The sequence below is a fragment of the Halocatena salina genome, from assembly GCF_023115355.1.
Classification (GTDB): Archaea; Halobacteriota; Halobacteria; order Halobacteriales; family Haloarculaceae; genus Halocatena; species Halocatena salina.
This window is the reverse complement of the sequence record NZ_CP096019.1, coordinates 1,120,245-1,142,571: the sequence shown is the minus strand read 5'-3', so window position 1 is coordinate 1,142,571 and position 22,327 is coordinate 1,120,245. Positions and strand designations below refer to the sequence as shown.

Genomic DNA, 22,327 nt, shown 5'->3' with positions numbered 1-22,327 from the left:
GTATACAAAATATTATAATAAAATTCACTACTTGTTTCTACACAGAGCGTCTCAGACATCTGTCGGCTGAGAGATCCCACCGCTCTACCGACGACGCTCAGTCCCAGAACGCTTTCGTCCGGGCGTACTGCTGTTCCTGTGAGAGGATGTCCCGGTAGAAGTCCGCTTCGTTCTCTCTGAGTTTCGCAATGATCCGCGCGGCGTTGTGGGGACCGACGCCGCGGGCGGCGAGCGCGATCACGGCCTGTTTGCCGTGGCTTTGGACGAGATTCGCCGCTCGGTAGGCACGTTCTGTCATTTTCTCCTGCTCATCGTCTTTCTCGGTAGCGTTGACCGCGTCGACCACCTCATCGGCCCACGGGTTGAGTGCAGCGATCTGGGTCGAATCGCAGTTCGGACACTGTGGCTGGTCGGGAACGCGCTTTACCTGTTGGGTGCGCTTCCAGTCGAGACAGTGCAGGCAAACCAACAGCATCCGGTCGTCCTGAATGCGCTCTTTGACGGTCTGGACGACGCTCGCGTCTGCGTTCTCCGGCGTGAGCAGCTCCCGACCCGAGGAGCGCCCGCCGGTGCCGATCGGCGTTCGTCCCGACACCGTCGAGATCGCCACGTCGCCGTCCTGTACTCGACGAAGAAGGTCGATCGTCTCCGAAACCGCAAGCTCCTCGTATTGGACCTCTCGAAGCGCTTCCTCGTACACCGGCGTATCGGCGAGCGCATCGAGCATCCGTGACCGCCCGAACGACGACGAACCGCGCCAGCGTTTGAGCGCGCCGAATTTGGCGGCGACCTGCGCGAGCGTGAACTTCAGCACGTCCGAGCGTTTCAGCCCCAACTCGATGACGCCCGCCACGTGTTCGGGGGTCGTGGTTTCCAGCACGTCCACGATGTCACCCTGAGAGATCCCACGAGGCACTTCCAATTCGATCCGGTAGGGATCAGTTTCCAACCCGACTGACGATCCCGTTCGTTGCCCGATGAGCGCGGAGATGACCCGCCCGAGCGTGTCGTTGATCTTGTGTCCGAACGGCGCGTTGAGGACGACTTCTCGTCCATGAGACTCGACCACGATCCGGTCCGCGTCGGGCATCGCCTCGGTGTGGCGCTCGATCTGAGCGAGCGCCTCGCTCGCCGTATGCTCGTCAGTCGGATACCGCTCACACAGCCACCGAGCAACTGTTTCGCGGGAGTTCCCCGCATCGAACGTCTGCCGGGCACTCGCTCGCAGCGACCCGACGTCCTGTGCCACCGCGTACGGCACCGGGATCTCTTGGCCGGTCCACGACGGCACTTCCCCACCCGGATCCTCGATCGGAGAGACCGTAACCGATCCCTCTTCCTCGTCGATCTCCACGATTCGCCACATCTCACCGCGTTGGATGAACACCTCTCCCGGCTCGGCGAAGTTCACGACAAACCGCTCGTCCAACGTCCCGATCTGGTGTCCGCTCGCAACGTCCTCAACGCCGTACGTCGTCTCGTCCGGTATCATCGACAGATTATCGTAGAAATATTTCCACGTTCCACCGGACTTTTCGAGACGATCCGCATCCTCATCGAGCCAGAGTAGCCGGTTCGATGACAGCTCCCGGATGATTTCACGGAACGTATCCGCTGTGAGATCCCGAAACGGGAACGCGCGCGTCGTGATCTCGTAGGCGCGACGAGCACCGATCTCGCCGTGGCCCATCAACAGCCCGACGATCTGGTTTGCAACGGTGTCGAGGCTGCCTTCGTGAACGGTCGTCGGTTCGACCGCGCCGTCGGTCGCTCGGTCGGCGATGGCGAGCGCTTCGAAGGTGTCGTCGGGCCGCGTCGTGATGATCGTTCCTGTCGATCGATCGTTCCGTCGGTGGCCGGCTCGCCCGACGCGCTGGAGGAGCCGGGAAACCTGACGGGGGCTAGAGTACTGGATGACGTGATCAATGTGCCCGACATCGATGCCCAACTCCATCGACGAGGTGCACAACAGCGCGTCGAGTTCGCCGTCTTTGAACCGGTCTTCGACGTCGATTCGGGCCGTTTTCGAGAGCGAGCCGTGGTGAACGCCGACGCTCGCACCGACCGCTTTGAACCGGGAACCGAGTGCTTCTGCTGTCTGTCTTGTATTAACGAACAGCAGCGTCGATTCGTGTTCGTCGATGATCTCACGCATCACGCGGACGTGGCTGGCGATGTCCGCCTCGGTGAGCAGTTGTCCGGCCAACTGTTCGTCTTCAGCCGTGATTTCGGGCGTACGGACGCGAACGTCGAGCGCACTCCCCGCGTTGATCGTTACGGTCTCACACGCTCGATTGCCGGTGAGAAAGCGTCCGACAGTGTCCGGATCACCGACGGTCGCGGACAAGCCGATGCGCTGGAACGATCCAGCCAACGCTCGAAGCCGTTCGAGTGCGAGCGTGAGTTGTGCGCCGCGTTTCGATCCAGCAAGCTCGTGGACTTCATCGACGACGACGTGCTCAATGTCCGACAGTGCCCGTCTGAGCTTCGAGCCGGTGAGCATCGCTTGGAGCGTTTCCGGCGTCGTTACGAGTACGTCGGGAGGGTCGTCGGCCTGTTTGGTGCGCTGGTACTGGGTCGTATCGCCGTGGCGAACGTCGATCTCGAGATCCAACTGCCCACCCCACCACTCCAACCGGTCTTGCATATCCCGGTTCAGAGCGCGCAGTGGCGTGACGTACAGCGCCGATATTCCGTGTCTGTCGGTGCCGACCAAGGCATCGAACACCGGGAGCATCGCGGTTTCGGTTTTTCCGGTCCCAGTGGGGGCAACGATGAGCGCGTTCGATCCGGTGGCCAACACCGGAAGCGCCCGGCGCTGTGGCTCCGTGGGAGTCGTGAATCCTCGCTTGGAAAGCACCGACCGGACGGGTGCGTCCAGCGCCGTGAACGCATCGACACCACCAGCGTTGCTCTCCATCAGTGTTTCTATTCGCGGGAATCGATTAAGGTTCACGGGTTCTTTGGGAACAGTCCGCGTGCTGGCTGAGACGAAGGCTACAAAAGTAAGTCCATCGAGCGAATATCCCGTGGTATGATCCGGACGGTGAGGAGATATGACTGAAGAGACCACAGAACGATCTCACGGTCTAAGCCTTCGGGTGGCTCGGCTGTTGTTCGGGGGTGTTCTCGCGTATTCAGCCATCGACAATCTGCGCGATCTCGATGGCATGATCGAATACGCGAAGGCCAATGACGCGCCAGCGCCCGAAGTGACTGTTCCAACCGCGAGCGGATCGCTCCTCGCTGGAAGCATCGGGATCGCGTTCTGGCGGCGGCCGAAGCTCGCGGCGCTGGCGGTGCTGACGTTTCTCGTCGGCGTTACGCCAGTGATGCATGATTTCTGGGCCGTCGATGAGGAACAGAAAGAAATGGAACTGATTCAGTTCACCAAAAACCTCGGACTCATCGGCGGGGCGCTCGCCTTTCTCAATCTGGCCGAGCGCGAACGGTAACGGCGATCGAAAGCAACAGTACACCGATTTCGTTTCTCGTACGCATCTTCTGACGGCAGCACCGTATCGGAATCTAGCTCCGAGCGGACGATCAGCCGTGATCCCCGAGATCGTCGGTGTCGATCGCCGATCGGTGTCCATCGAGCACCGAAAGCCGCTCGTGTCGGCGCTGTTCGAGCACCCAAAGGAGTCGCTTCGCCCACAGGAGTTTCCGGTGTTTCATCGGAGCTACATCAGAATCGTCGAATACCCATCCGAGAAACACTAACGCGTCCGCTCCACAGTGGTCCGCGATGAACGCGGCGCGGTCGCCATCAGTGAATCCGCCCGCGTTCACCACGTGCTCTACGGGCTTTGCCTGTGTCGTTGCGAGCACGTTGTCTCGATCCATGGCGGGAACGTGTCGCTCGATCGCTGGGACGTTGTCTCCGTGGGCTGCGACCGCGACCGGCGTTCCGTGGTGGGTCAACGACACCACCGTTTCGGGATCGGTGTCGAGATCCGTGACCACCAGATCGATCGACGCGTCCGCCCGCTGACAGTGCTCGATGCCCCCACCAGCAGCGACCACACGGTCGGCCTGCTCGATCGGGGTGTCCGTCTCGATCGGCCCGCCACCGACGATCACGACCGTTTCGCCTTCGAACGTGAGCCGATCGAGATCGAACGGGGTGGTGAGAGCAGCGAGACGATCCCGCGCACGCTCGTCGGCTCCGCGATCGATACCCAGATCGTCGAGGATCGCTGCGTACAGTGGCTCCCACTCCGAGAAGTTCACGGTATCACTCCTCCGTGTGGGCCGCGATCGCGTCGAGCTGTCGGGCGATCGTCGGTGGATGATCGTCTACTCTGGCGATCGCTACCATCGCAGCGATGGGGCCGACGAGGATACCCCCTGTTTCGTGCTGTCCGTGGATGAACGTCACGCCGTGTTTCGCGGCGACAGCCGAGAGGTGGTCTCGATCCTCAGGGGTAAGCCCTGACAGCTCGAACGCTCGCGTCACACCGTCTTTGGGATCCGCTGTCTCCGCACCGATCCGGTCGAAGTGACGGCGAAGCTCACTCGGTGTCTGTACATCGAGTTCCTCGACCCCCGTGGTTTCGTCTCGGAGCCGCTCGCTGGCGAACTCTCGGCCGATAATGGCAGCATCCCGCGTCTCGGCCACGTCGTGAGTGCGAATGACGTGTGCGCCGCGTTCGACCGCCATCGACGTCGCCGCGAGCGACACGGGCAGAGCATCCTCCGTCGGGCGGTCGGCAAGCTCCCGAAGGAAGTTCTTCCGGTTGATCGAAACGAGGATCGGCCGATCGAATCCCCGGAACTCCCGGAGTCGTTCGAACGTTTCCCGGTCGTCCGCGAGCGTTTTTTCGGGCGACCAGCCCCCAAACGCGGGATCGATGATCGTCTTTTCAGTGATCCCGTTTCTCGATAGCGCTTCGTAGATCTCCTCGACGGTCTCTACTGCCCCCGGCCGTTCGAGATCCGGTGGGCTGGCCATTTTGACGACGGCAGCGTCGTACTGGCTACACACGCGGGGCATCTCCGGATCGGCAAAGCCACAGATGTCGTTTACCATGTCGAATCCCCCATCAAGCGCGGCTGTCGCCACCTCGTGATAGCGCGTTTCGATCGAGAACACGGCGTCACCGCTCACCGATTCGATCGTTTCGAGTGCCGTGTCGAGTCGGTCTAACTCCTCGTCGGCTGACAGCACCTCGAAGCGCTTGTTTGCCGATTCGAGACCGATATCCACGATGTCAGCTCCCTCCCCGATGAGCTGCTCATCGGTGTAGGCAGCCGCATCTCCCGGGTCGTCGAAGACGCTGGGCTTGTACGGCGACTCCGCGCTGACGTTGAGTACTCCCATGATTCGCGGCGGATAGTCGTCGCCGATACCGAGACCGGCGGCCTCCACGTTTTGCATACGCCATGTTGGCAGGGAGTGTACAAATCCGCCACGATCACCGGTGAAATAGCGGGATACTCAAGTAGTGATGGGTCGATAAATGGCGTACTATCTATGCCACAGACGATGAAACGACGGCCGAGCGAAACGTCTCACGACGGGAGCGACTGAAAATGTCACGTGGAATCGGCGAGATCGGCATCATAAACCAGCTCCCCGACTGGTTCGTTCTCTTCGCTGGAATCGTCACGCAACTGGGAGACATGTGGTTCGTGTTGGTTACGATCGGCGTGTTCTACGTGGTGGCACGGAGTGACCGATCACTCACACGATCGCCGGTCAGGGATAGCTGCTTTCTTATCGCGTTGGCGTTCGGGTCCTACGCGCTGACAGTCGTGTTGAAATACACGTTCGGACTCCCCCGGCCGCCGGGGGCCACGACGGTGGTCCCTCCGGCGTGGATCCCACCGATCGGAACACCGGTGTACGAATCGCTAGTCACCGCCGACAGCTTCGGATTTCCGAGCGGGCACGCATTGAAATCCACAGCTGTCTACGGTGGGTGGGCACTCGTGCTCGGACAGTGGTCCACCCGACGCCGCCGGATCTTCGGTGCGACAGGCGTGGTACTCGCCGTTGCGCTGTCCCGGGTCGCGTTGGGCGTCCATTACGTTGTCGACGTGGTCGTCGGTGTCTGCCTCGGCGGGGTGTTTCTGTGGCTCCTCTGGATGGTCGCGAGAACCGATCCCCGGCGGTCGTTCGCCGTGATGGGAGTGCTCGGCGTGCTCGCTGTCGGCGCGTCGTTCGAGGTGGCGTCCCTCGTCGTCGTCATCGTATCGCTCACCGGAATCGGGGTGTGGGAGCGCAGGGGAACCAACCGCCGAGATCGCGACGAGCCGCTTCGGTGAGCGTGTATTTCACCGTGGATCGAGTACTGTCCGTATGGGCTTCCATACCTATGATGTCGGGAATGCCGATGCACTGGACGATCCATCTCGATTCCGATTTCTTTCGGTCGAGGAACTGCTCTCACTGTTCGATCCCCACGGAACGATCGCGGATCTCGGCAGCGGCACGGGCTTTTACACGGACGAGATCGCCCCCCACGCCGAGACGGTGTACGCCGTTGATGTCCAACCAGCGATGCACGACCGGTACCGGCAGAAGGGTGTTTCCGAGAACGTCGATCTCGTAACCGCCGGGATCGACGATCTTCCGTTCGAGGACGGTGCGCTCACCGGCGCGTTCTCGACGATGACGTTCCACGAGTTCGTAAGCGAGGCAGCGCTCACGGAACTCGCCCGCGTCGTCGCTCCCGGTGGAACCGTTGGAATCGCCGACTGGTCCCGTAACGGCGCTGGTACCGAGGGACCGCCTACGAGCGAGCGGTATTCACTGGCCGATGCCCGACAGGCGTTCACCGAGAACGGATTCACGATCGGGTACACCGACGAACGGTACGAAACGTTCGTTCTCGGTGCGCAGCGGACTGATAGTTAAAAATCCGGTAGATCCTCGGGTGGTTCGTAGTCGGATTCCCAGTCGATGTACTCCGATTTGAGCACGTCACAGACGATCTGTCCGAATTCAGTGAGACCTGCGTTGATCGCCGAGACCGTCCCCCATGAGTCGAGTTCCGGGTGGATGTCACGCTCGCGCCAATCCTCGGGAAGGCCCGGTGCATGATAGCCTACTCGATCGGCGAAACCGTCCCAAAAGAAATCGAATCGGGAGAACAGATCGAGGTCGACGACGATGGCGAACTCCGTTTCGTCCATCGGCGTCTCCGTGGTCCACTGCTCGAACGCCTCCTTCCACGCGCCGGTCTCTAGGAACTCCTGTATCTCTTCACGGCGGTACTCATCGCCCATCACCTCGCTGTCCTCGTACTCGTCGGGATCGATCTGTGCTTCGAGTGTGGGTGGTTCGGGAGGATCGACTGCGAGACTCATAGCCGTGCTATGGGTGCGAATGCTAAAAGATGGTTCATCACCGGGTCGGTCGCGCGACGACCGCGAGGTGATCGTCGTGAAGCGGATCGAGTCGTTCGGTATCGAGTATCTCATACCCTTCGAGCTGGGACCGGAACGTCTCGAACACGTCGGTCGGATCTGCCGTTACGTCTTCACTGCGGGCTTTGACGACCGTGAGTAGCCGACCGTTCGGTTTGAGAAACCGGCGGTTCGTGTTGGCGACCCGCGCTTGGCCGCGCGTGGCAACGTCTTGAACGATCACATCGACCGGTTCGACGACGTGGGCGTACGTCTCCGGTTTCCGAGCGTCTTTGAGCAACACGAAGAGGTTCGGCCGCGAGTCGGCAACCGTGAGGAGATCCCGAACCGGACGGGCGGCGAACTCCACCGCGTACGTCGGCCCAGCGAAATCGGCCACGTGACTGACCGTCGTCCCTGCCGCTGCACCGAGATACAACACCGTCTCACCGCCGGTCAGGCCGGTCTCCATCCTCCGGTCGAGCATCGCACCCAACTTCGAGCGGCGGATATCCCACGCGCGCCACTCTCCGTCAGTCGGTTCACCGTAGACCGACTGTCCACGCGTTGCCAGTCGCTCATCGCCGTCGAACTGCTGGCGTTCCACGCCAGCAGGAAGGCTTCCCGTCATCTCAGCTCCCTCGCTCCCTGATACGGGCGATGCGCTCGTCGAGTTCCGTTTGTAGCTCCGGGCGTCGATCGCCCGAGTAATGATCGATCCGGGCCGCGATCGTGAGCTTCCCGGCGAGTGCGCGCGCCGCGGTGCCACGGTGTTCGGGTACGGTGCCTGAAACGTACTCATGGACGTAGATGATCCCGTGTTTCGGAGCGGATGCACGCCCGCTCAGATGCGCAAACAGGGCATCCTCAGCCCCGAGTAGCTGCACAGTTCCGCTGGGTTTCTTTGCGAGCGTCTCCAATCCACCTGCCAGAGCGATGAGGCGCGCCGCCAACACCGGGCCGGCCAGCATCGACACGTTGGGCGCAACCTCGGGGGTGACGCGCTCGATGGTCTCGCGCAACGCTTGCCCTTCGTCGTCGAGCGCGCGAACTCGCGCCGCGAGCGAACCGAGCCGTGCGTCCAGTACTTCACGACGATCCTCTGAATCAGCTGTCGTCTCGTCGGCGATCTGCCGTGCGTACTCGATGCCCGTCCCCGGATCGTCGAAGCTGGTTCCTGCCCACGCCGAAACGCGCTCGGCAAGCTCGTTTGCGACCCGTTCGACATCGTCCATCGCACGAACACAGTGAATGATCCGTTGAACGTCCGTGCCCTCGCGTTCACGTACTTGCGTGCGCGCGATCGCCGTCGTCACGTCGTGTAGCACCTCATAATATCGCTCTCGATCCTCGACGAATCCAGACTCGACCGCGCGATCGGGCCACGCTGCTGGGTCGGCAGCTGTCCCGTGCTCGATGGCATCCCGAGCATCGGTCCTGTCGCCCGGATCAACACCCCTGAACCACCCCGAATCGGACACGGACTCCTCGTTCATATCTCGGCTAGAACCGGTGTCCGTATATGCGTTCTCGAAACGACCGACTATCGGCCCACGTTCGGTATAGTGTATCCCAGCACAATATAAATGATTTCTTCTGTGGGATGCAATATTTTGTAGTTGATGAATTTTGGTTTCTGAAATCCAAACTCGATCACGATCGATACGAAAACATTATACGCGAGACGATCCGAGACAGAACAAGAAGGTACTCGTGTTATGGCACGGCTAGAAATCAAAAACCTTCACGCGAAGGTAAACGAAGACGGTGGCGAGAAGATTCTGAACGGCGTCGATCTCGAAGTCGCTTCGGGTGAGATCCACGCGCTGATGGGTCCCAACGGAAGTGGTAAGTCGACGACAGCGAAGGTGATCGCCGGACATCCGGCGTACGAAGTCACCGATGGTGAGGTGTTGATCCATCTGGATGATGATGAGTTCGAGGACATCGAGATCACCGAAGACGATCAGACGTGGGATATCCTCGATCTGGAGCCAAACGAGCGGGCGGCGCTGGGTGTGTTCCTTGGCTTCCAGTACCCAGCCGAGATCGAAGGTGTCACGATGGTGAACTTCCTTCGGACGGCGCTGAACGCCAAGCTCGAAGAGCGTGAGGAGCTGTTTGAAGACGACGAGGAGACAGAAGCGGAAGCGGAAGAGGATGACGCCGGGTACGAAACCAGCCCGATGGAAGGTGAGGCCGATGAAGGCGAAATCGGTGTCGCCGAGTTCCAACAGCTCCTCAAAGAGAAGATGGAACAGCTCGAAATGGATGAGACGTTCGCCCAGCGGTATCTCAACGCTGGCTTCTCGGGCGGTGAGAAGAAGCAAAACGAGGTTTTGCAGGCTGCGATCCTCGAACCGTCGATCGCGGTGCTGGATGAGATCGACTCGGGACTCGACATCGACCGTCTCCAAGACGTTTCGACGGGGATCAATGCGCTGCGCGACGAGCAGAACGCTGGCATCCTCCAGATCACTCACTACCAGCGCATTCTCGATTACGTCGAGCCCGACCACGTCCACATCATGCTCGATGGCAAGGTCGCCATGAGCGGTGACTCCGAGTTGGCCGTGAAGCTCGAAGAGAACGGCTACGATTGGGTCCGCGAGGAAGTGTACGAGACAGCCTGATAAGCGTAGAGTCCCAACACATACACACTATGAGTTCAGAACAAGATCATCTCAAAGAAACTGATACGGAGGCTCGTTTCGGGTTCAAAAAAGAGCAGAACTCCGCGTTCGAGACCGAGAAGGGTCTGACGGAGGAGACCATCCGGCTCATTAGCGATGACAAAGACGAACCCGACTGGATGCGCGATCGACGGCTCCGCGCGCTCCGACAGTTCCACGAGATGCCGATGCCGACGGACTGGCCCGGCCAGCCCGATCTGACCGAGGTCGACATCGACGAGATCGTTCCCTACATCCGCCCGGACATCGACACTCGGGGCGGAGTCGACGACTGGGAGGAACTGCCCGAAGAGATCCAAGACACGTTCGACAAGCTGGGCATTCCCGAAGCGGAGAAAAACGCGCTTTCGGGTGTCGGTGCGCAGTACGAGTCGGAGATCGTCTACCAGAACATGCAAGAGCAGTGGGAGGAGAAGGGTGTCATCTTCTGTGACATGGACAAAGCCGTCCAGGAGCACCCCGACCTCGTCGAGGAGTACTTCATGACGAAGTGTGTGCCGCCCAGCGACAACAAGTTCGCTGCGCTGCACGGTGCGGTCTGGTCCGGTGGCTCGTTCGTCTATGTCCCTGAGAATGTGACCGTCGAGATGCCGGTCCAAGCGTACTTCCGGATGAATTCGGAGGGCATGGGCCAGTTCGAGCATACGCTGATCGTCGCAGAAGAGAACAGCGAGGTTCACTACATCGAGGGTTGTTCCGCGCCCCAGTACAGCCAGTTCAACCTCCACTCCGGTTGTGTCGAGGTGTTTGTCAAGGACGGCGCACACGTGCAGTATTCGACCGTGCAAAACTGGTCGAAGAACACGTATAACCTCAACACGAAGCGCGCGATCGCCGAGAAGGACGCGACGATGGAGTGGGTCTCGGGCAGCATGGGATCGAAAGCCACCATGCTGTATCCGTGCACCATCCTCAAGGGTCCGGGCGCGACTGACAACCACATTACGATCGCCTTTGCTGGTGAGGGCCAGAACATCGATACAGGCGCGAAGGTGTACCACAACGCGCCGAACACGAAGTCGACGATCGAATCGAAATCCATCTCGAAGGACGGTGGACGCACGAACTACCGTGGGCTGGTCCACATCGCCGATGGAGCCGAGGATTCGAGCACCAGCGTCGAGTGTGACGCGCTGATGTTCGACAACGAATCGACCTCCGACACGATGCCGTACATGGAGATCGAGGAGTCGAAAGTCGACGTCGCCCACGAGGCCACCGTCGGAAAGATTGGCGACGAAGACGTGTTCTATCTCCAGTCGCGCGGACTGGACGACGACGACGCAAAGCAGATGATCGTCGCCGGATTCATCGAGCCGATCACCGAGGAACTGCCGATCGAGTACGCGGTCGAGCTAAACCGTCTCATCGAACTCGAAATGGAGGGCAGCCTCGGCTGATCGAGGCAACGGGCGAGACACACATTCATTATAATGAGTACACAGGTACACGCAACACTCACGGAACAGCACGTACGGGCGATCAGCGAGGAACTCGGAGAGCCTGACTGGCTGCTCGAAACTCGTCTCGACGCGCTCGAAGCATTGGAGACGCTCCCATTCCCCGACGTTATTCAGACGCCGGGACGAACGTGGACCGATCTTTCGAAGTTGGATTTCGAGGCGTTGGTAGATCCGTCCACCACAGGCGACCACAAAGAACGAGAGGCCCCCGATGAGGTCGACGTGCTGTCGTTTGCACAGGCCGTCGAGGATCACGAGGATCTCCTCCGCGAGCAGTTCGGGAGCGTCGTCGATCCACAGACGAACTACCTCACGGCGCTACAGACGGCGCTGTTCACGACCGGTACGGTCGTGTACGTCCCCGAGGGTGTCGATGCCGAATCCATCACGATCCGCACGACGATGGACAGCCAATCGCTGTTCAACTACACCCTCGTCGTCGTCGAGCAGTCGTCATCGGTGACGATCCTCGAACGCCAAGAGACGGGTTCCGACGCCGACGGTGACAGTCGGTATTACAGCGGGATCGTCGAACTCGTCGCGGGTGAGAACAGCTACGTCCAGTACGGGTCCTTGCAGGATCTTTCCGAAGACACGTACAACTACCAGCTAAAACGCGCCAGCACCGATACGTACGCCAACGCCGATTGGATCGACTGCAACATCGGTTCTCGGCTGACGAAAACGAGCGTCGAAACGACGCTTGCGGGGGAAGCATCGGAATCGAAGATCGTCGGTGCGTTCTACGGACACAACGACCAGCACTTCGACGTGGATTCCCGCGTTTGGCACGAAAACGAACACACGACCGCGGATCTCGTCACTCGGGGCGTCATCGACGACGACGCTCGTTCGGTGTACGAAGGTGTTCAGGACGTCGGCTCGGAGGCGTGGAACACGAACTCCTACCAGCGTGAGAACACGCTGATGCTCTCCGATGAGAGCGAAGCCGACGCCTCGCCGAAGCTCATCATTAACAACCACGACACCGAGGCGAGCCACTCCGCGACGGTCGGGCAGGTCGACGCGAACGATCTGTTTTACATGACCTCGCGGGGCGTGAGCGAACATCTGGCGAAAAACATGCTCGTCAGCGGCTTCTTCGTTCCCGTCCTCGACGAGATCGAAGTCGAGGAGCTGCGAGAGGACGTGAACGGCCGCGTTCAGGATCGTCTCCAAGCACGCTCGTAAGTCGCTCCGATCGAACGACTCCTATCTTCTCTGACTTTCTCTGTCTTTCTCTGGTTTCTCTGTTTCCGTCCACTAGATGAGCGGCTCTGGTGTCGTTGGCGGCGTTCGTTTGTGTGTACTCTGTTCGTGCATCTGTCTGATATGGGCGACGACCTCACGAGAGGTGTCGGTGAGGCGAGCCGTCGCAGCAGCAGGAACGCCTCCGTCGATGTGAAGGGCGAGGATCGCATCGAGCGTATCGTAATCGACGCCGAATTCCTCCTCATCCGTACCGTAGTCGACCATGCCACCTGTCGGCGTCTTCTGAACGAGGGATTTATCGACACCGAAGTGGGCGGCGATCTGCCGGACTTGTTGTTTGTACAGGTTTCCGAGTGGATTGCAGTCGACACCACCGTCGCCGAACTTCGTTACGTAGCCAGTCGCCAACTCCGCACGATTCCCGGTCCCGAGGACCAGTTTATTCTCGAAACCACCCACCAAGTAGTTGAGCGTCATTCGGACGCGAGCACTCAAATTGCCGACGTGGCGACCCTCCCATCGGTCGTCGGATTCGCTGGTATCTACATCGTAGACGTCCAGGAACTCGCTGACGATTTCATCGATGTCGAGCGTCTCGTAGCTGATATCGAGCATCTCGGCTACACATTCTGCGTCTGACATGTTCTCGTCCTCGTTGACTTCTTTCGGAAGAATGAGACCGTGAACCGCATCCGAACCGAGCGCTTCGACAGCAAGGTATGCGGTGACCGTGCTGTCGATACCTCCCGAGAGCGCTATGAGTACACCGTCGAAGTCCCCCGAACTAACCTGCTTTTCGATGAAACTGGTGAGGTGATCGACTCGTTCTTCGATCTCGTCGTTACTGAAACGAAGATCCAACGGCTTGATCTCCTCTTGGATCTGCTCGTAGAGGATCGCCATGTCGCTTGGATGGAGTCGATTGACACTGAAAAGAGATGCGAAATGAATAACATAATAGAAAATATGTGAAAAATTGGCTGAGACGGTACAGTTTCTGAATTCCTCATTACAAAGCGGATCGATGAATCATGGTGTGACAGCTTCTATGTATTTCATCTGTTCCACTCGTATTTCAGTCTGGGGAGATAGTGGATGGATCTCTCGGTCTGGTGTGTCTCCTAGACAGCGAGGGGGACAACCAGTCACGGGTGAGATCGGAGGGAACGACTTAACTTTCAGCGCCTCTGAGAGCGGAGTATGTTCGTGAACGCATCGTTCTTGACCACTATTCTGTGATCTGATATGAGTGTCACACACGCTGTCGGGTCTGATCACCAGCTCGCCCGGCTCTTACAGATCGGGATGGTGCTCGAAGAGGTCGTCGAGGCGCGGGCGTACAAACACGCCCAATCCATGGAAACCGAACTCGAAGCCGAGATTCTCGCGTTGCTCGAAGACGCGGCCGAGGAGTCGGCCGAGCACCGTACCAAACTGGAGTCGTTGGTCGACGAACTCGAAGCCGATCCGGTTTCGTTCGACCAGATCGAGTCGCTCGTGGAGGCCCGATACGGGAAGACCAAGCCCGAGGACTTCGATGGCGTGCTGTACGATCAGCTCTGTAACGAAGAAACCGCGTATAAGTTCTACGACGACGTTATCGCCGCCATCGAAGCGTCAGAAACGTCGTTTAGCATCGATCGTCACCGTCTCGTGACTGTCCTCAGTGGCATCCGCGAAGAGGAAGCAGAGGGTGTCGAAGAAGTAACTACGCTGATGGAGTCCCGACAATGAACACGTCCGACCAGTATCTCAAAGTGATCTATCTCGTTCAGCAAGTCGAGGACGGTCCCGCTTCAACGGGTCGCATTGCCGATATGCTGGACGTAAGCCCTGCAAGCGCCAACGAAATGATCGGCAAACTTCAAGAACGGGGCTTTGCCGACCACGAAAAGTACAAAGGTGTTTCCTTGACCGAGGAGGGGATCGTCCGTGCTCGGGAAGCCCTCCAGACGTACTGTATCATCGAACGCTTCCTCATCGAGGTGCTCGAAGTAGAACGGTTCAGAGAGGAAGCCAAAACGCTTGAGACGGTGATCGACAGCACTGTCGCTGACCGACTCGACACCATTATCGACCGCGAATCACAGTGTCCCTCCTGTTTCGGTCCCGAAGCGGACGTTTGTGAGCTGCTTGAGTGTGACACTCTCGAATCCCCCGACTCGGAGATGGCCGATTGAGTGTTTGATGATGCGGGCGACAGCCCAGAGGTTTCCCTATCTCGCCGACGGTCTCCGCATCGCTGTATCGCCCAGCACACAGTCGATTTCGATGGGGTGATCCTCTGGTGGGTTTTGGCCTGATCACATGAGACCGACGAGGTTCACGATCAGCATCGGAATGACGACGGCGGCGGGCGTACCAATCGTGGGTCCGAGGCGTGCTCTGTGAAATATCCGTCCGGATCGGTCAGGATGACAGCGATACACGACGCCGATCATCGTTCATCCTCAGAGCGGAGGACACATTCGTCTCCTCGTCATATCGACGACATGGAGTACGAGGTGTTGGGGTGGCCGTCGGAGGGACCGACGCTCCGGCTCGACCACCGACAGTTCGCCTACGCCGGGAAGTTCGTCATGTCGAACACCGGAAAGGTGGTCGTCCGTGATGCCAACGCTGAGATCCTCGGGGCGATCGCGTTCAACGAGGACCGCACGGACCCCGACACTGTGTGGATTCGGTACATCACCGTCCGGAAGGACCGTCGCGGCGAGGGAATCGGAGCGCGGCTCGCGGCGTACACCACAGCCCGGGCGCACGACTATGGCTACGAGCGGATCGTGATCGCGGTCAACAACCCCTTTGCCTACCACGCACTGTCGAAAGCTGGCTTCGGGTTCACCGGCGAGCGAACCGGTCTCGCCGAGCTAGTGCTCGAACATCCCAGCAACCGGACACGCTACCGGGAGGGCCTGACCGTCTTCCGTGACCGAGATCTCTCAGAAGCGGAACGGTCGTTTCTCGATGTCAAAGAAAACACGGGCCCTCCGTCGGTCGTGAAGCCACCAGACTGAAACCGACCGTCGACAGTCCCTTTAACTACCGGCAACGGGTAGAACCGACCAAATGGGTAACGCCGCACTCCGGGAGCTTGCAGTCATTGAAGAGGTGTCGTTCGATGCGCTCAGTGGCGTCGTCGCAGTGGACGCCCACAACTGGCTCTACCGGTATCTCACGACGACCGTCAGATTCACGAACGAGGACGCGTACACAACCGAGGACGGAACAGAGGTCGCAAACCTCATCGGGATCGTCCAAGGGCTACCGAAGTTCTTCGAACACGATCTGACGCCGGTGTTCGTCTTCGACGGCGGTGTCACTGATCTCAAAAGCGACGAGATCGAACAGCGCCGAGAACAGCGCGAACGCTACGAAGAACAGCTCGAAACTGCGCGTGAGGAGGCGGATGCAGCGGTCGTCTCCCGACTCGAATCGCGCACTCAACGCCTGACGGACGTGATCCACGAAACGACCCGGGAGCTACTGACCCACCTCGACGTACCGATCGTCGAAGCCCCAGCAGAGGGTGAAGCACAGGCGGCGCACATGGCTCGTACCGGAGCGGTGGAGTTCGTCGGCAGCGAGGACTACGATGCTCTGTTGTTGGGTGCACCGTTCACTCTACGGCAGTTGACGAGCTCGGGCGACCCAGAGCGGATGGATTTCGAGGCGACGTTGGAAAAACATAATCTCACGTGGGAGCAACTCGTGGACATCGCCATCCTCTGTGGAACGGATTTCAATGACGGCGTCGACGGCATCGGACCGAAGACGGCAGTACAGCTGGTTCACGAGCATGGCGATCTCTGGGGGGTACTCGAAGCACAAGGGGCGTACGTCGAACACGCCGAAGTTCTCCGAGAGCTGTTTCTGAATCCCGACGTGACCGACGAGTACACTCTCGATACGGATCTATCCCCCGACATCGACGCTGCTCGGGAGTACGTCGACGACTGGGGAGTCCCCGACAGCACCGTCGAAAACGGATTCGAACGCATCGAGGACTCCGTCGCCCAAACCGGGCTTGACGACTGGATGTAAACGCTGTGTTATAAGCACTCGGTGACGAAATGGCTAGCGAGCCACGATTCAGCGCGTTGGAGACGATACTGCAGCGTGGACTGGGGCACGTCGACTTTTTCCGCGAGATCGGTCAGCGATGTCTCACGGGGCGTTTGATAGTAGCCGTGTTCGACCGCCAGTCTGAGAGCTTCGCGCTGTTCATAGGAGAGTGTCGTCGCCGAGATCGCCTCATCAGTCCAGTGGGTCGGGTCGGTGAGATGGGACAACGAAACGGTGATGCCATCGCACAGTTCCGCTTGGAGAGCGTCGTACAACCGTCCGACGTTCGCGTCGTTGCGCATGAGGATACGCCATTCGTACTGGTTGGATTTTCGTTGGGTCTCGTAGAACAACCCATCACCAAGGTACTCCACAGCGAGTGACGGAAGCGTTCGACACTGATCGATTCCCGACCGGTACGTATAAATCGTACAGCTCGTCGCGTCCTGCGAGAGCAACTCGTACTCCCGGTGGGAATGACAGGCAGGTCGATCCGGACATTCGTTGCATCGTTCGGTGTCAAGGAGGAGATATTCCAACCGATCGATAGCAGACGCCGACCCGGAAATACGATCCAATCGCCACATGGCGTTTCTAGTGACCGAACACGCCACCGACTTCGAAATCGATCCCGGGTGTTCGATGAACACGTCTGCGACCGGATCGACGCCGGGATCGTATTCGAGGGTGATAACGAACTCCCGCATACAGAATATCGGTTCATACCGAAGTAATAACTGTCGATCGTGGCGAACGAGGCAATATTAATACGCCCTATTTTCCGGCATTGCGCGAGATACAGCGTAATTTTTGATAAGCTGTGATCACTGCTCTACTTGATTCGGTCATAACCGAACGCATATCTATTACGTTGCGATCACAAGTCGTAGGTGATTACGAGGAGAGTAGCGAGCCGACGAAACTACGACCTATTCATCTCATAGCCAGTGACCAACGTAACATCGTACGAGCGGACCGACGTATCGACAACAGACACCACCTCGGAGCGTGAGCACTCACAAACAGACCCAACAGTGTGTCCGGAGTGCACCGGGTCGCTCATCGAGGATTCCGAACACGGAGAGTTGGTCTGTCAGGACTGTGGTCTCGTCATCGAGAGTGGTGGGATCGATCGAGGCCCCGAATGGCGTGCATTCGAGCCGAGTGAGCGCGATGAGAAATCCCGAGTTGGGTCACCAACGACGAACCTGTTACACGATAAGGGATTATCGACCACGATCGATTGGCAGGACACTGACGCCTACGGCACCACCTTGTCGTCTCGACAGCGCCAGAAGGTACAACGACTTCGGACGTGGAACGCGCGCGTGCAGGCAGGTGATGCCCAAGAGCGCAACCTCAAACAGGCGCTCGGGGAAATCGAGCGCATGGCGTCGGCGCTCGGTCTTCCCGAGACGATTCGTGAGACCGCGAGTGTCATCTACCGACGCGCACTTTCTGAGGGACATCTTCAGGGCCGATCGATCGAAGGCGTTGCAACTGCTGCCCTGTACGCCGCTGCGAGACAGGCCAATACGCCCCGAACGCTCGATGAAGTAGCCTCTGTCAGCCGCGTCAAAGCGCTCCGGTTCAAACGCGCCTACCGTCATCTAGTGCAGGCACTAGAACTCGAAATTGCACCGGCACGGCCGATGAGCTACCTTCCTCGGTTTGCAAGTGACCTTCACGTGCGTGATGAGACTGAACGACGGGCGCGTGATCTTCTCGATGCTGCACGCCGTGAAGGCGTTCATAGCGGAAAAAACCCAGTGGGGTTGGCCGCTGCTGCCCTCTACGCTGCTGGACTGCTCATGGAAGAAGATCTCACCCAACGGCAGATCTCCGACGTTGCCGACGTCAGCGCGGTTACGATCCGTAAACGCTACCGCGAACTCCTTCGAGCAGGCTATGACAACGCGCCCGATCTCGAAGACGCCAGCGATTGATCGTCGGTGAGTGTGTCGATCAACGTGACTCAATCATCTGTCGAGCAAACGTAATATCGGACTGTTCTATGCCGAGGGCGTACAGTATCAAGCCGTAGACGACTGCTCCGAGACTTCCCCCGACCACGAGAAGCGGTATCTCAGAGAGCCACAGTGTTGGGAGATACAATGCGCCCGTGGCCCCGACACCTGCAACGAGCGGTTTGTAGAACGCACGTGAGTACGGTGATAGGCCTTCGAGATATCTGATTTCGATCCAGCGAACGACGTTTAACAGTCCAAGAATGCTTGCGGTAGCGAGTGCGGCCCCTATCAGACCAAATTGGAGGATGAAAATGAAATTCAACACCACGTTGACGACGCCGAACACCCAATGATTGACGAACGTAACGTACTGGTGGTCGGTCATCATGAGGAGGTAGTTGCTGGGTCCGACGCTCGCGTTCAACAGCTGTCCCACGGCGAATAGTGAGAGGACAGGCACAGCAACGGTGTATTCGTCGTCGATCAGCGAGAGGATGTCCGGGGCGTAGACGATCGCACCGAGGGCAGCGAACAGCGCGAGTGTAAACGCCCAGCGCGTGACAGTGGCGTAGATCTCGTTGAGTTCGTCCACCTCACCGTTGTCGTACAGCCGTGATGCGATCGGGGCGAACAGTTGGTTACATCCCGTCAGTGGGAGCGTGATCGCGCTCGACATGAGAAACGCGATGTTGTAATAGCCGGTCGAACTCATCCCGATGAGTAGCCCGACCATGAAAACGTCGACGCGATTGTACAGGATGGTCCCTGCCTTCGAAAGCATCAACGGCAGCGAGTAGTTGTAGTAGGCGGTGATCTCCGGCGTCGATGCCGTACCGGACATCCCCGAAAACGATGGTCGGAGAGACGTCCGACGGACCAAAAGCACGACTCCGATCACGAACGCAAGCACGCTAGCCACGACGAGCGCGGCGACCGTATCAATGAGCGTGTATCCTAACAGCAGGGCGACTCCGACGGCACAGATTCTTGCTCCCGGACGAACGATCTTCTGTAAGAAAATCTGCTCGGTAGGATGTTCAAGCCCCCGAAACATGCTCGCCAACATCTTCGTGAGAGTATCGAACGGGAGCATGATCGCAATGATCCGCATCACGTCGACGAACAGCTCGCTGTTGCCCGTATACCACCGAATCGTCGGGGCCAGAACCCACAGCATGCCAGCAACGACGCAGCTACCGATGACCGAGGAGAGTACTGATATCCCAGCAATCCAGCTCTGGGCGTCTTCGTCGTCCGAATACGACGGAAAATACCGCAGAACGGCCTGATCGCTGCCGAGGCTCGCGAACATCGTAGAGACGGTGATATACGTGTAGGCATACGTGTAGATGCCGTAAAGCGTCGATCCGAGCGTTCGTGCTAGAAGGAAATTCAAGACGAATCCGGAGGCCTTGTACAAGATTTCACCGACCAGAAAGATCGACGCTCCATCAACGATCGATCGAAGAGGCGAGACGGTGGATTCGGAGGTCGTTTGTTCGCTCATGTCCCCACGTCTGTCCGGTGAGCGAATTCGTGGATCGGACGTCCGGAACCACTAAGTAATGAGTGAGAAACAGTACATCGCTCACCCCGGCTCATAACAGCAGAGTTCGCTACTGGAGTCATTCTCGTGTGCTGGCATACCAATGGTGAATAGGTATATGTTGTGTTTTTGTGTGGTTATCGAAATTTGGATCAACATATCGATAATATACATTGATCGTAGCATCAATGCTACGCCACTCCAGATCAATTATTTATATGTATATTCCATAAAAATATATAATAAACTAACATATAATAATTAAAATAGTAATTATAGAAAAATAATCACGTAACCACTAAAGGGTCGTCTGCAGTACCATTACACCAGATGAGATACCGCATGACTAACGTTCCAATCCTGTCTGCTATTTCTTCCCCTCCACAAACTGTTGATAGAAATAAATTCTTCTTGACTGCGTTTTGTCTTGCGGGTTTGCTCGTCGTCGGTGTTCCGGTCGTCGCGCTCACGACTGGTGTACCTGTTCTCCTGTTAGTCGGGATCAGTGGTCTCTGCTACCTTTTCGTGTTAGTTGGTACCGACAGTGTGTTCGAAGGGCTCTGTAGTGCAATCATCGTACTCACGACGTTTGCTGCAAACGTTCCGCTGTATGAGCTACCGGTCGGTTCGGGGAAGACGGTCGTCCTTAACGTGATGTTAGTCGATATGGTTCTCCTGCCGTTTCTGGTGCTTCTCGGTGTGTGGACCCTTTCTGGCCGCTTGAAATGGCCTTCGTTCTCGTCGCTGTCCCGGTTACAAGCCGTGGCAGTTTTCAGTCTCGCTGGTTTCGTGCTCTGGTCGTTTCTTGCAGGAATCGTCGGTAACGGTCCTTCGAGAGCCGCCGGGTTGGTCTTCGCTGTCACCCAACTGCGACATCTCTCACTCTTTATTGTAGCCATCATAATTGTTCGTTTTTCTGGAATTTCAACTGCAATATACTCGATGCTCATTGCTATCTCCTTTCAGTTGCTCTTTGCGGTCGTGCAGACGCTAAACCGCGTTTGGTTTGGCCTGAGCTATCTCGGGGAGGGAAGTGGCACCAAACAGGGTCTCATTCACCTCGGTCCAGTGTCATTCATGACCGGTCAATTCGCTGGAGGATTCACGAGCACATCGAGGATTCTCGTGGCTATCCTCATATTGATGACGCCAGTGCTGGTCGAGGTCATTATCAATCGCTCTTCGGTATGGAAGGTTTTGTCCGCTATCGCTCTTTTCTGTAGCGCACTACTCATTCGTATCAGTGGAACAGATGCGGGATTCGGGGCGTTCGGGATCGTGATCGGATCGATATCTGCCGTTGGCGTTTATCTAGCCGTTCGAGAACTGTCCACTGGAGGGGTTACAGCAGTGCGGGATTCGGTCCTCGGAGTAGCTAGTTCGATGGGGGCTGGCGCGTTCAATGTCGTCTTGTTCACGATGCGAAGTGCTACGATCCAGGATGATTCCGATTCGGGTCCCTCTGGCGTTCCAGGAGGCTCGTGGGAATCCGGCTCTGGGACGAGACAATTATCGCATGAAGAACAAATAATCGAACTCATTGGGAACGTTCCCTTAGTCAGCACAGCAAACGTTTCGGTACGGGTCAAACAGTACCTCGGAGCAGTCGATCTCGGTTTGCAGTATCCACTCTTCGGGATCGGGGGACACAACTTCCTCTGGATGGCCCAATCGTATGGCATCCATGAACCGAAATCGATCCACAACATCTATCTGATGACGCTTGCGAGTGGCGGTGTTCCCGCTGCGATCACGTTTGTTATGTGTCTCATTGCGATACTAGGGTGTGCTGCCAAACAGGGTCTTTCATCGGATGAATCTCAGACGTTGTGGGCTGCGTTAGTGTGTGGACTTTTGGGATTTTACGCGTACGCGTTTTGGACGGCGATCCACGCATCTGGCAGTGTGGCGCTGATGGTGTTCTGGACGGTGGCTGGGTTCGTCGTCGGTGCAACTATGCAGGGTAGATCGTCAGTTCCACCGTCAGGGCGAAGCGACCGACAGGGATCGATTTCGAAGTGAATC

At 58.1% G+C, this 22,327-nt stretch carries 22 protein-coding genes; 12 read left to right on the top strand and 10 right to left on the bottom strand.

What is annotated here, in order from left to right:
* Positions 1-97: 97 nt before the first annotated feature.
* Entirely contained in the window at positions 98-2,923 is a 2,826-nt protein-coding gene (locus MW046_RS05815; RefSeq protein ID WP_438268183.1) for a DEAD/DEAH box helicase, read from the bottom strand.
* Between the two features lie 133 nt (positions 2,924-3,056).
* On the opposite strand from MW046_RS05815, the gene MW046_RS05810 reads away from it, so the two are divergent.
* Positions 3,057-3,455 (top strand): DoxX family protein, encoded by a 399-nt coding sequence (locus MW046_RS05810; RefSeq protein ID WP_247994615.1) that lies wholly within the window; start codon positions 3,057-3,059, stop codon positions 3,453-3,455.
* Between the two features lie 91 nt (positions 3,456-3,546).
* Here MW046_RS05810 and MW046_RS05805 read toward each other — a convergent pair whose 3' ends face one another.
* Positions 3,547-4,233, bottom strand: coding sequence for a hypothetical protein (locus tag MW046_RS05805; protein WP_247994614.1), 687 nt, complete (start codon positions 4,231-4,233; stop codon positions 3,547-3,549).
* A 4-nt stretch (positions 4,234-4,237) separates the two neighbouring features.
* A complete protein-coding gene (gene folP / locus MW046_RS05800) occupies positions 4,238-5,380 on the bottom strand; it encodes a dihydropteroate synthase (RefSeq protein WP_247994613.1) in 1,143 nt (380 codons plus the stop codon).
* Between the two features lie 155 nt (positions 5,381-5,535).
* On the opposite strand from folP, the gene MW046_RS05795 reads away from it, so the two are divergent.
* On the top strand, positions 5,536-6,270 hold the full coding sequence (locus MW046_RS05795) for a phosphatase PAP2 family protein (RefSeq protein ID WP_247994612.1): 735 nt from the start codon (positions 5,536-5,538) through the stop codon (positions 6,268-6,270).
* A gap of 34 nt (positions 6,271-6,304) precedes the next feature.
* Positions 6,305-6,862 (top strand): class I SAM-dependent methyltransferase, encoded by a 558-nt coding sequence (locus MW046_RS05790; protein WP_247994611.1) that lies wholly within the window; start codon positions 6,305-6,307, stop codon positions 6,860-6,862.
* On the opposite strand, the gene MW046_RS05785 is transcribed toward MW046_RS05790, so the two are convergent.
* From MW046_RS05785 to MW046_RS05775, 3 genes are read right to left on the bottom strand one after another with little or no spacing between them, the layout of a single operon-like run.
* A complete protein-coding gene (locus MW046_RS05785) occupies positions 6,859-7,314 on the bottom strand; it encodes a DUF7992 family protein (protein ID WP_247994610.1) in 456 nt (151 codons plus the stop codon). The two genes, MW046_RS05790 and MW046_RS05785, sit on opposite strands and share 4 nt — an antisense overlap.
* Before the next feature lie 37 nt (positions 7,315-7,351).
* Positions 7,352-7,984: a fibrillarin-like rRNA/tRNA 2'-O-methyltransferase gene (locus tag MW046_RS05780; protein WP_247994609.1), complete on the bottom strand. Its 633-nt coding sequence runs from the start codon at positions 7,982-7,984 to the stop codon at positions 7,352-7,354.
* A 1-nt stretch (position 7,985) separates the two neighbouring features.
* Positions 7,986-8,849, bottom strand: coding sequence for an NOP5/NOP56 family protein (locus MW046_RS05775; protein ID WP_247994608.1), 864 nt, complete (start codon positions 8,847-8,849; stop codon positions 7,986-7,988).
* A 222-nt stretch (positions 8,850-9,071) separates the two neighbouring features.
* On the opposite strand from MW046_RS05775, the gene MW046_RS05770 reads away from it, so the two are divergent.
* From MW046_RS05770 to sufD, 3 genes are read left to right on the top strand one after another with little or no spacing between them, the layout of a single operon-like run.
* Positions 9,072-9,986 (top strand): ABC transporter ATP-binding protein, encoded by a 915-nt coding sequence (locus MW046_RS05770; RefSeq protein WP_247994607.1) that lies wholly within the window; start codon positions 9,072-9,074, stop codon positions 9,984-9,986.
* Positions 9,987-10,015: 29 nt separating this feature from the next.
* Entirely contained in the window at positions 10,016-11,446 is a 1,431-nt protein-coding gene (gene sufB / locus MW046_RS05765; RefSeq protein ID WP_247994606.1) for a Fe-S cluster assembly protein SufB, read from the top strand.
* A 33-nt stretch (positions 11,447-11,479) separates the two neighbouring features.
* Complete coding sequence (sufD, locus tag MW046_RS05760; RefSeq protein ID WP_247994605.1) at positions 11,480-12,700, top strand: Fe-S cluster assembly protein SufD; 1,221 nt, start codon at positions 11,480-11,482, stop codon at positions 12,698-12,700.
* A gap of 72 nt (positions 12,701-12,772) precedes the next feature.
* Here the strand turns inward: sufD and MW046_RS05755 are convergent, their stop codons facing one another.
* Positions 12,773-13,624, bottom strand: coding sequence for an NAD+ synthase (locus tag MW046_RS05755; RefSeq protein ID WP_247994604.1), 852 nt, complete (start codon positions 13,622-13,624; stop codon positions 12,773-12,775).
* A 342-nt stretch (positions 13,625-13,966) separates the two neighbouring features.
* On the opposite strand from MW046_RS05755, the gene MW046_RS05750 reads away from it, so the two are divergent.
* Together MW046_RS05750 and MW046_RS05745 are read left to right on the top strand one after the other, a co-directional pair.
* Positions 13,967-14,455: a ferritin-like domain-containing protein gene (locus MW046_RS05750; RefSeq protein ID WP_247994603.1), complete on the top strand. Its 489-nt coding sequence runs from the start codon at positions 13,967-13,969 to the stop codon at positions 14,453-14,455.
* Positions 14,452-14,901: a metal-dependent transcriptional regulator gene (locus MW046_RS05745; protein ID WP_247994602.1), complete on the top strand. Its 450-nt coding sequence runs from the start codon at positions 14,452-14,454 to the stop codon at positions 14,899-14,901. Before MW046_RS05750 ends, MW046_RS05745 begins: the two co-directional genes overlap by 4 nt.
* 123 nt (positions 14,902-15,024) lie before the next feature.
* Here MW046_RS05745 and MW046_RS05740 read toward each other — a convergent pair whose 3' ends face one another.
* Positions 15,025-15,162: a hypothetical protein gene (locus tag MW046_RS05740; RefSeq protein WP_247994601.1), complete on the bottom strand. Its 138-nt coding sequence runs from the start codon at positions 15,160-15,162 to the stop codon at positions 15,025-15,027.
* A gap of 51 nt (positions 15,163-15,213) precedes the next feature.
* On the opposite strand from MW046_RS05740, the gene MW046_RS05735 reads away from it, so the two are divergent.
* Together MW046_RS05735 and fen are read left to right on the top strand one after the other, a co-directional pair.
* Positions 15,214-15,738: a GNAT family N-acetyltransferase gene (locus MW046_RS05735; RefSeq protein ID WP_247994600.1), complete on the top strand. Its 525-nt coding sequence runs from the start codon at positions 15,214-15,216 to the stop codon at positions 15,736-15,738.
* 52 nt (positions 15,739-15,790) lie between these two features.
* Positions 15,791-16,765, top strand: a complete 975-nt coding sequence (gene fen / locus MW046_RS05730; protein WP_247994599.1) for a flap endonuclease-1 — start codon at positions 15,791-15,793, stop codon at positions 16,763-16,765.
* An 8-nt stretch (positions 16,766-16,773) separates the two neighbouring features.
* On the opposite strand, the gene MW046_RS05725 is transcribed toward fen, so the two are convergent.
* Positions 16,774-17,493, bottom strand: coding sequence for a helix-turn-helix domain-containing protein (locus MW046_RS05725; protein WP_247994598.1), 720 nt, complete (start codon positions 17,491-17,493; stop codon positions 16,774-16,776).
* Between the two features lie 240 nt (positions 17,494-17,733).
* Between MW046_RS05725 and MW046_RS05720 the strand changes: the two genes are divergently transcribed.
* On the top strand, positions 17,734-18,732 hold the full coding sequence (locus MW046_RS05720) for a transcription initiation factor IIB (protein WP_247994597.1): 999 nt from the start codon (positions 17,734-17,736) through the stop codon (positions 18,730-18,732).
* A gap of 19 nt (positions 18,733-18,751) precedes the next feature.
* Here MW046_RS05720 and MW046_RS05715 read toward each other — a convergent pair whose 3' ends face one another.
* On the bottom strand, positions 18,752-20,263 hold the full coding sequence (locus MW046_RS05715; RefSeq protein WP_247994596.1) for a flippase: 1,512 nt from the start codon (positions 20,261-20,263) through the stop codon (positions 18,752-18,754).
* Between the two features lie 381 nt (positions 20,264-20,644).
* Here MW046_RS05715 and MW046_RS05710 point away from each other — a divergent pair, with 381 nt between their 5' ends.
* On the top strand, positions 20,645-22,324 hold the full coding sequence (locus MW046_RS05710; protein WP_247994595.1) for an O-antigen ligase family protein: 1,680 nt from the start codon (positions 20,645-20,647) through the stop codon (positions 22,322-22,324).
* Positions 22,325-22,327 lie beyond the last annotated feature (3 nt).

Bases quoted from the DNA above. Each gene is read 5' to 3' on its own strand.
- MW046_RS05810 (WP_247994615.1), top strand. From the start codon at position 3,057: ATGACTGAAGAGACCACAGAACGATCTCACGGTCTAAGCCTTCGGGTG.
- folP (WP_247994613.1), bottom strand. From the start codon at position 5,380: ATGCAAAACGTGGAGGCCGCCGGTCTCGGTATCGGCGACGACTATCCG.
- MW046_RS05795 (WP_247994612.1), top strand. From the start codon at position 5,536: ATGTCACGTGGAATCGGCGAGATCGGCATCATAAACCAGCTCCCCGAC.
- MW046_RS05790 (WP_247994611.1), top strand. From the start codon at position 6,305: ATGGGCTTCCATACCTATGATGTCGGGAATGCCGATGCACTGGACGAT.
- MW046_RS05785 (WP_247994610.1), bottom strand. From the start codon at position 7,314: ATGAGTCTCGCAGTCGATCCTCCCGAACCACCCACACTCGAAGCACAG.
- MW046_RS05780 (WP_247994609.1), bottom strand. From the start codon at position 7,984: ATGACGGGAAGCCTTCCTGCTGGCGTGGAACGCCAGCAGTTCGACGGC.
- MW046_RS05775 (WP_247994608.1), bottom strand. From the start codon at position 8,849: ATGAACGAGGAGTCCGTGTCCGATTCGGGGTGGTTCAGGGGTGTTGAT.
- MW046_RS05770 (WP_247994607.1), top strand. From the start codon at position 9,072: ATGGCACGGCTAGAAATCAAAAACCTTCACGCGAAGGTAAACGAAGAC.
- sufB (WP_247994606.1), top strand. From the start codon at position 10,016: ATGAGTTCAGAACAAGATCATCTCAAAGAAACTGATACGGAGGCTCGT.
- sufD (WP_247994605.1), top strand. From the start codon at position 11,480: ATGAGTACACAGGTACACGCAACACTCACGGAACAGCACGTACGGGCG.
- MW046_RS05755 (WP_247994604.1), bottom strand. From the start codon at position 13,624: ATGGCGATCCTCTACGAGCAGATCCAAGAGGAGATCAAGCCGTTGGAT.
- MW046_RS05750 (WP_247994603.1), top strand. From the start codon at position 13,967: ATGAGTGTCACACACGCTGTCGGGTCTGATCACCAGCTCGCCCGGCTC.
- MW046_RS05745 (WP_247994602.1), top strand. From the start codon at position 14,452: ATGAACACGTCCGACCAGTATCTCAAAGTGATCTATCTCGTTCAGCAA.
- MW046_RS05740 (WP_247994601.1), bottom strand. From the start codon at position 15,162: ATGATCGGCGTCGTGTATCGCTGTCATCCTGACCGATCCGGACGGATA.
- MW046_RS05735 (WP_247994600.1), top strand. From the start codon at position 15,214: ATGGAGTACGAGGTGTTGGGGTGGCCGTCGGAGGGACCGACGCTCCGG.
- fen (WP_247994599.1), top strand. From the start codon at position 15,791: ATGGGTAACGCCGCACTCCGGGAGCTTGCAGTCATTGAAGAGGTGTCG.
- MW046_RS05725 (WP_247994598.1), bottom strand. From the start codon at position 17,493: ATGCGGGAGTTCGTTATCACCCTCGAATACGATCCCGGCGTCGATCCG.
- MW046_RS05715 (WP_247994596.1), bottom strand. From the start codon at position 20,263: ATGAGCGAACAAACGACCTCCGAATCCACCGTCTCGCCTCTTCGATCG.
- MW046_RS05710 (WP_247994595.1), top strand. From the start codon at position 20,645: ATGACTAACGTTCCAATCCTGTCTGCTATTTCTTCCCCTCCACAAACT.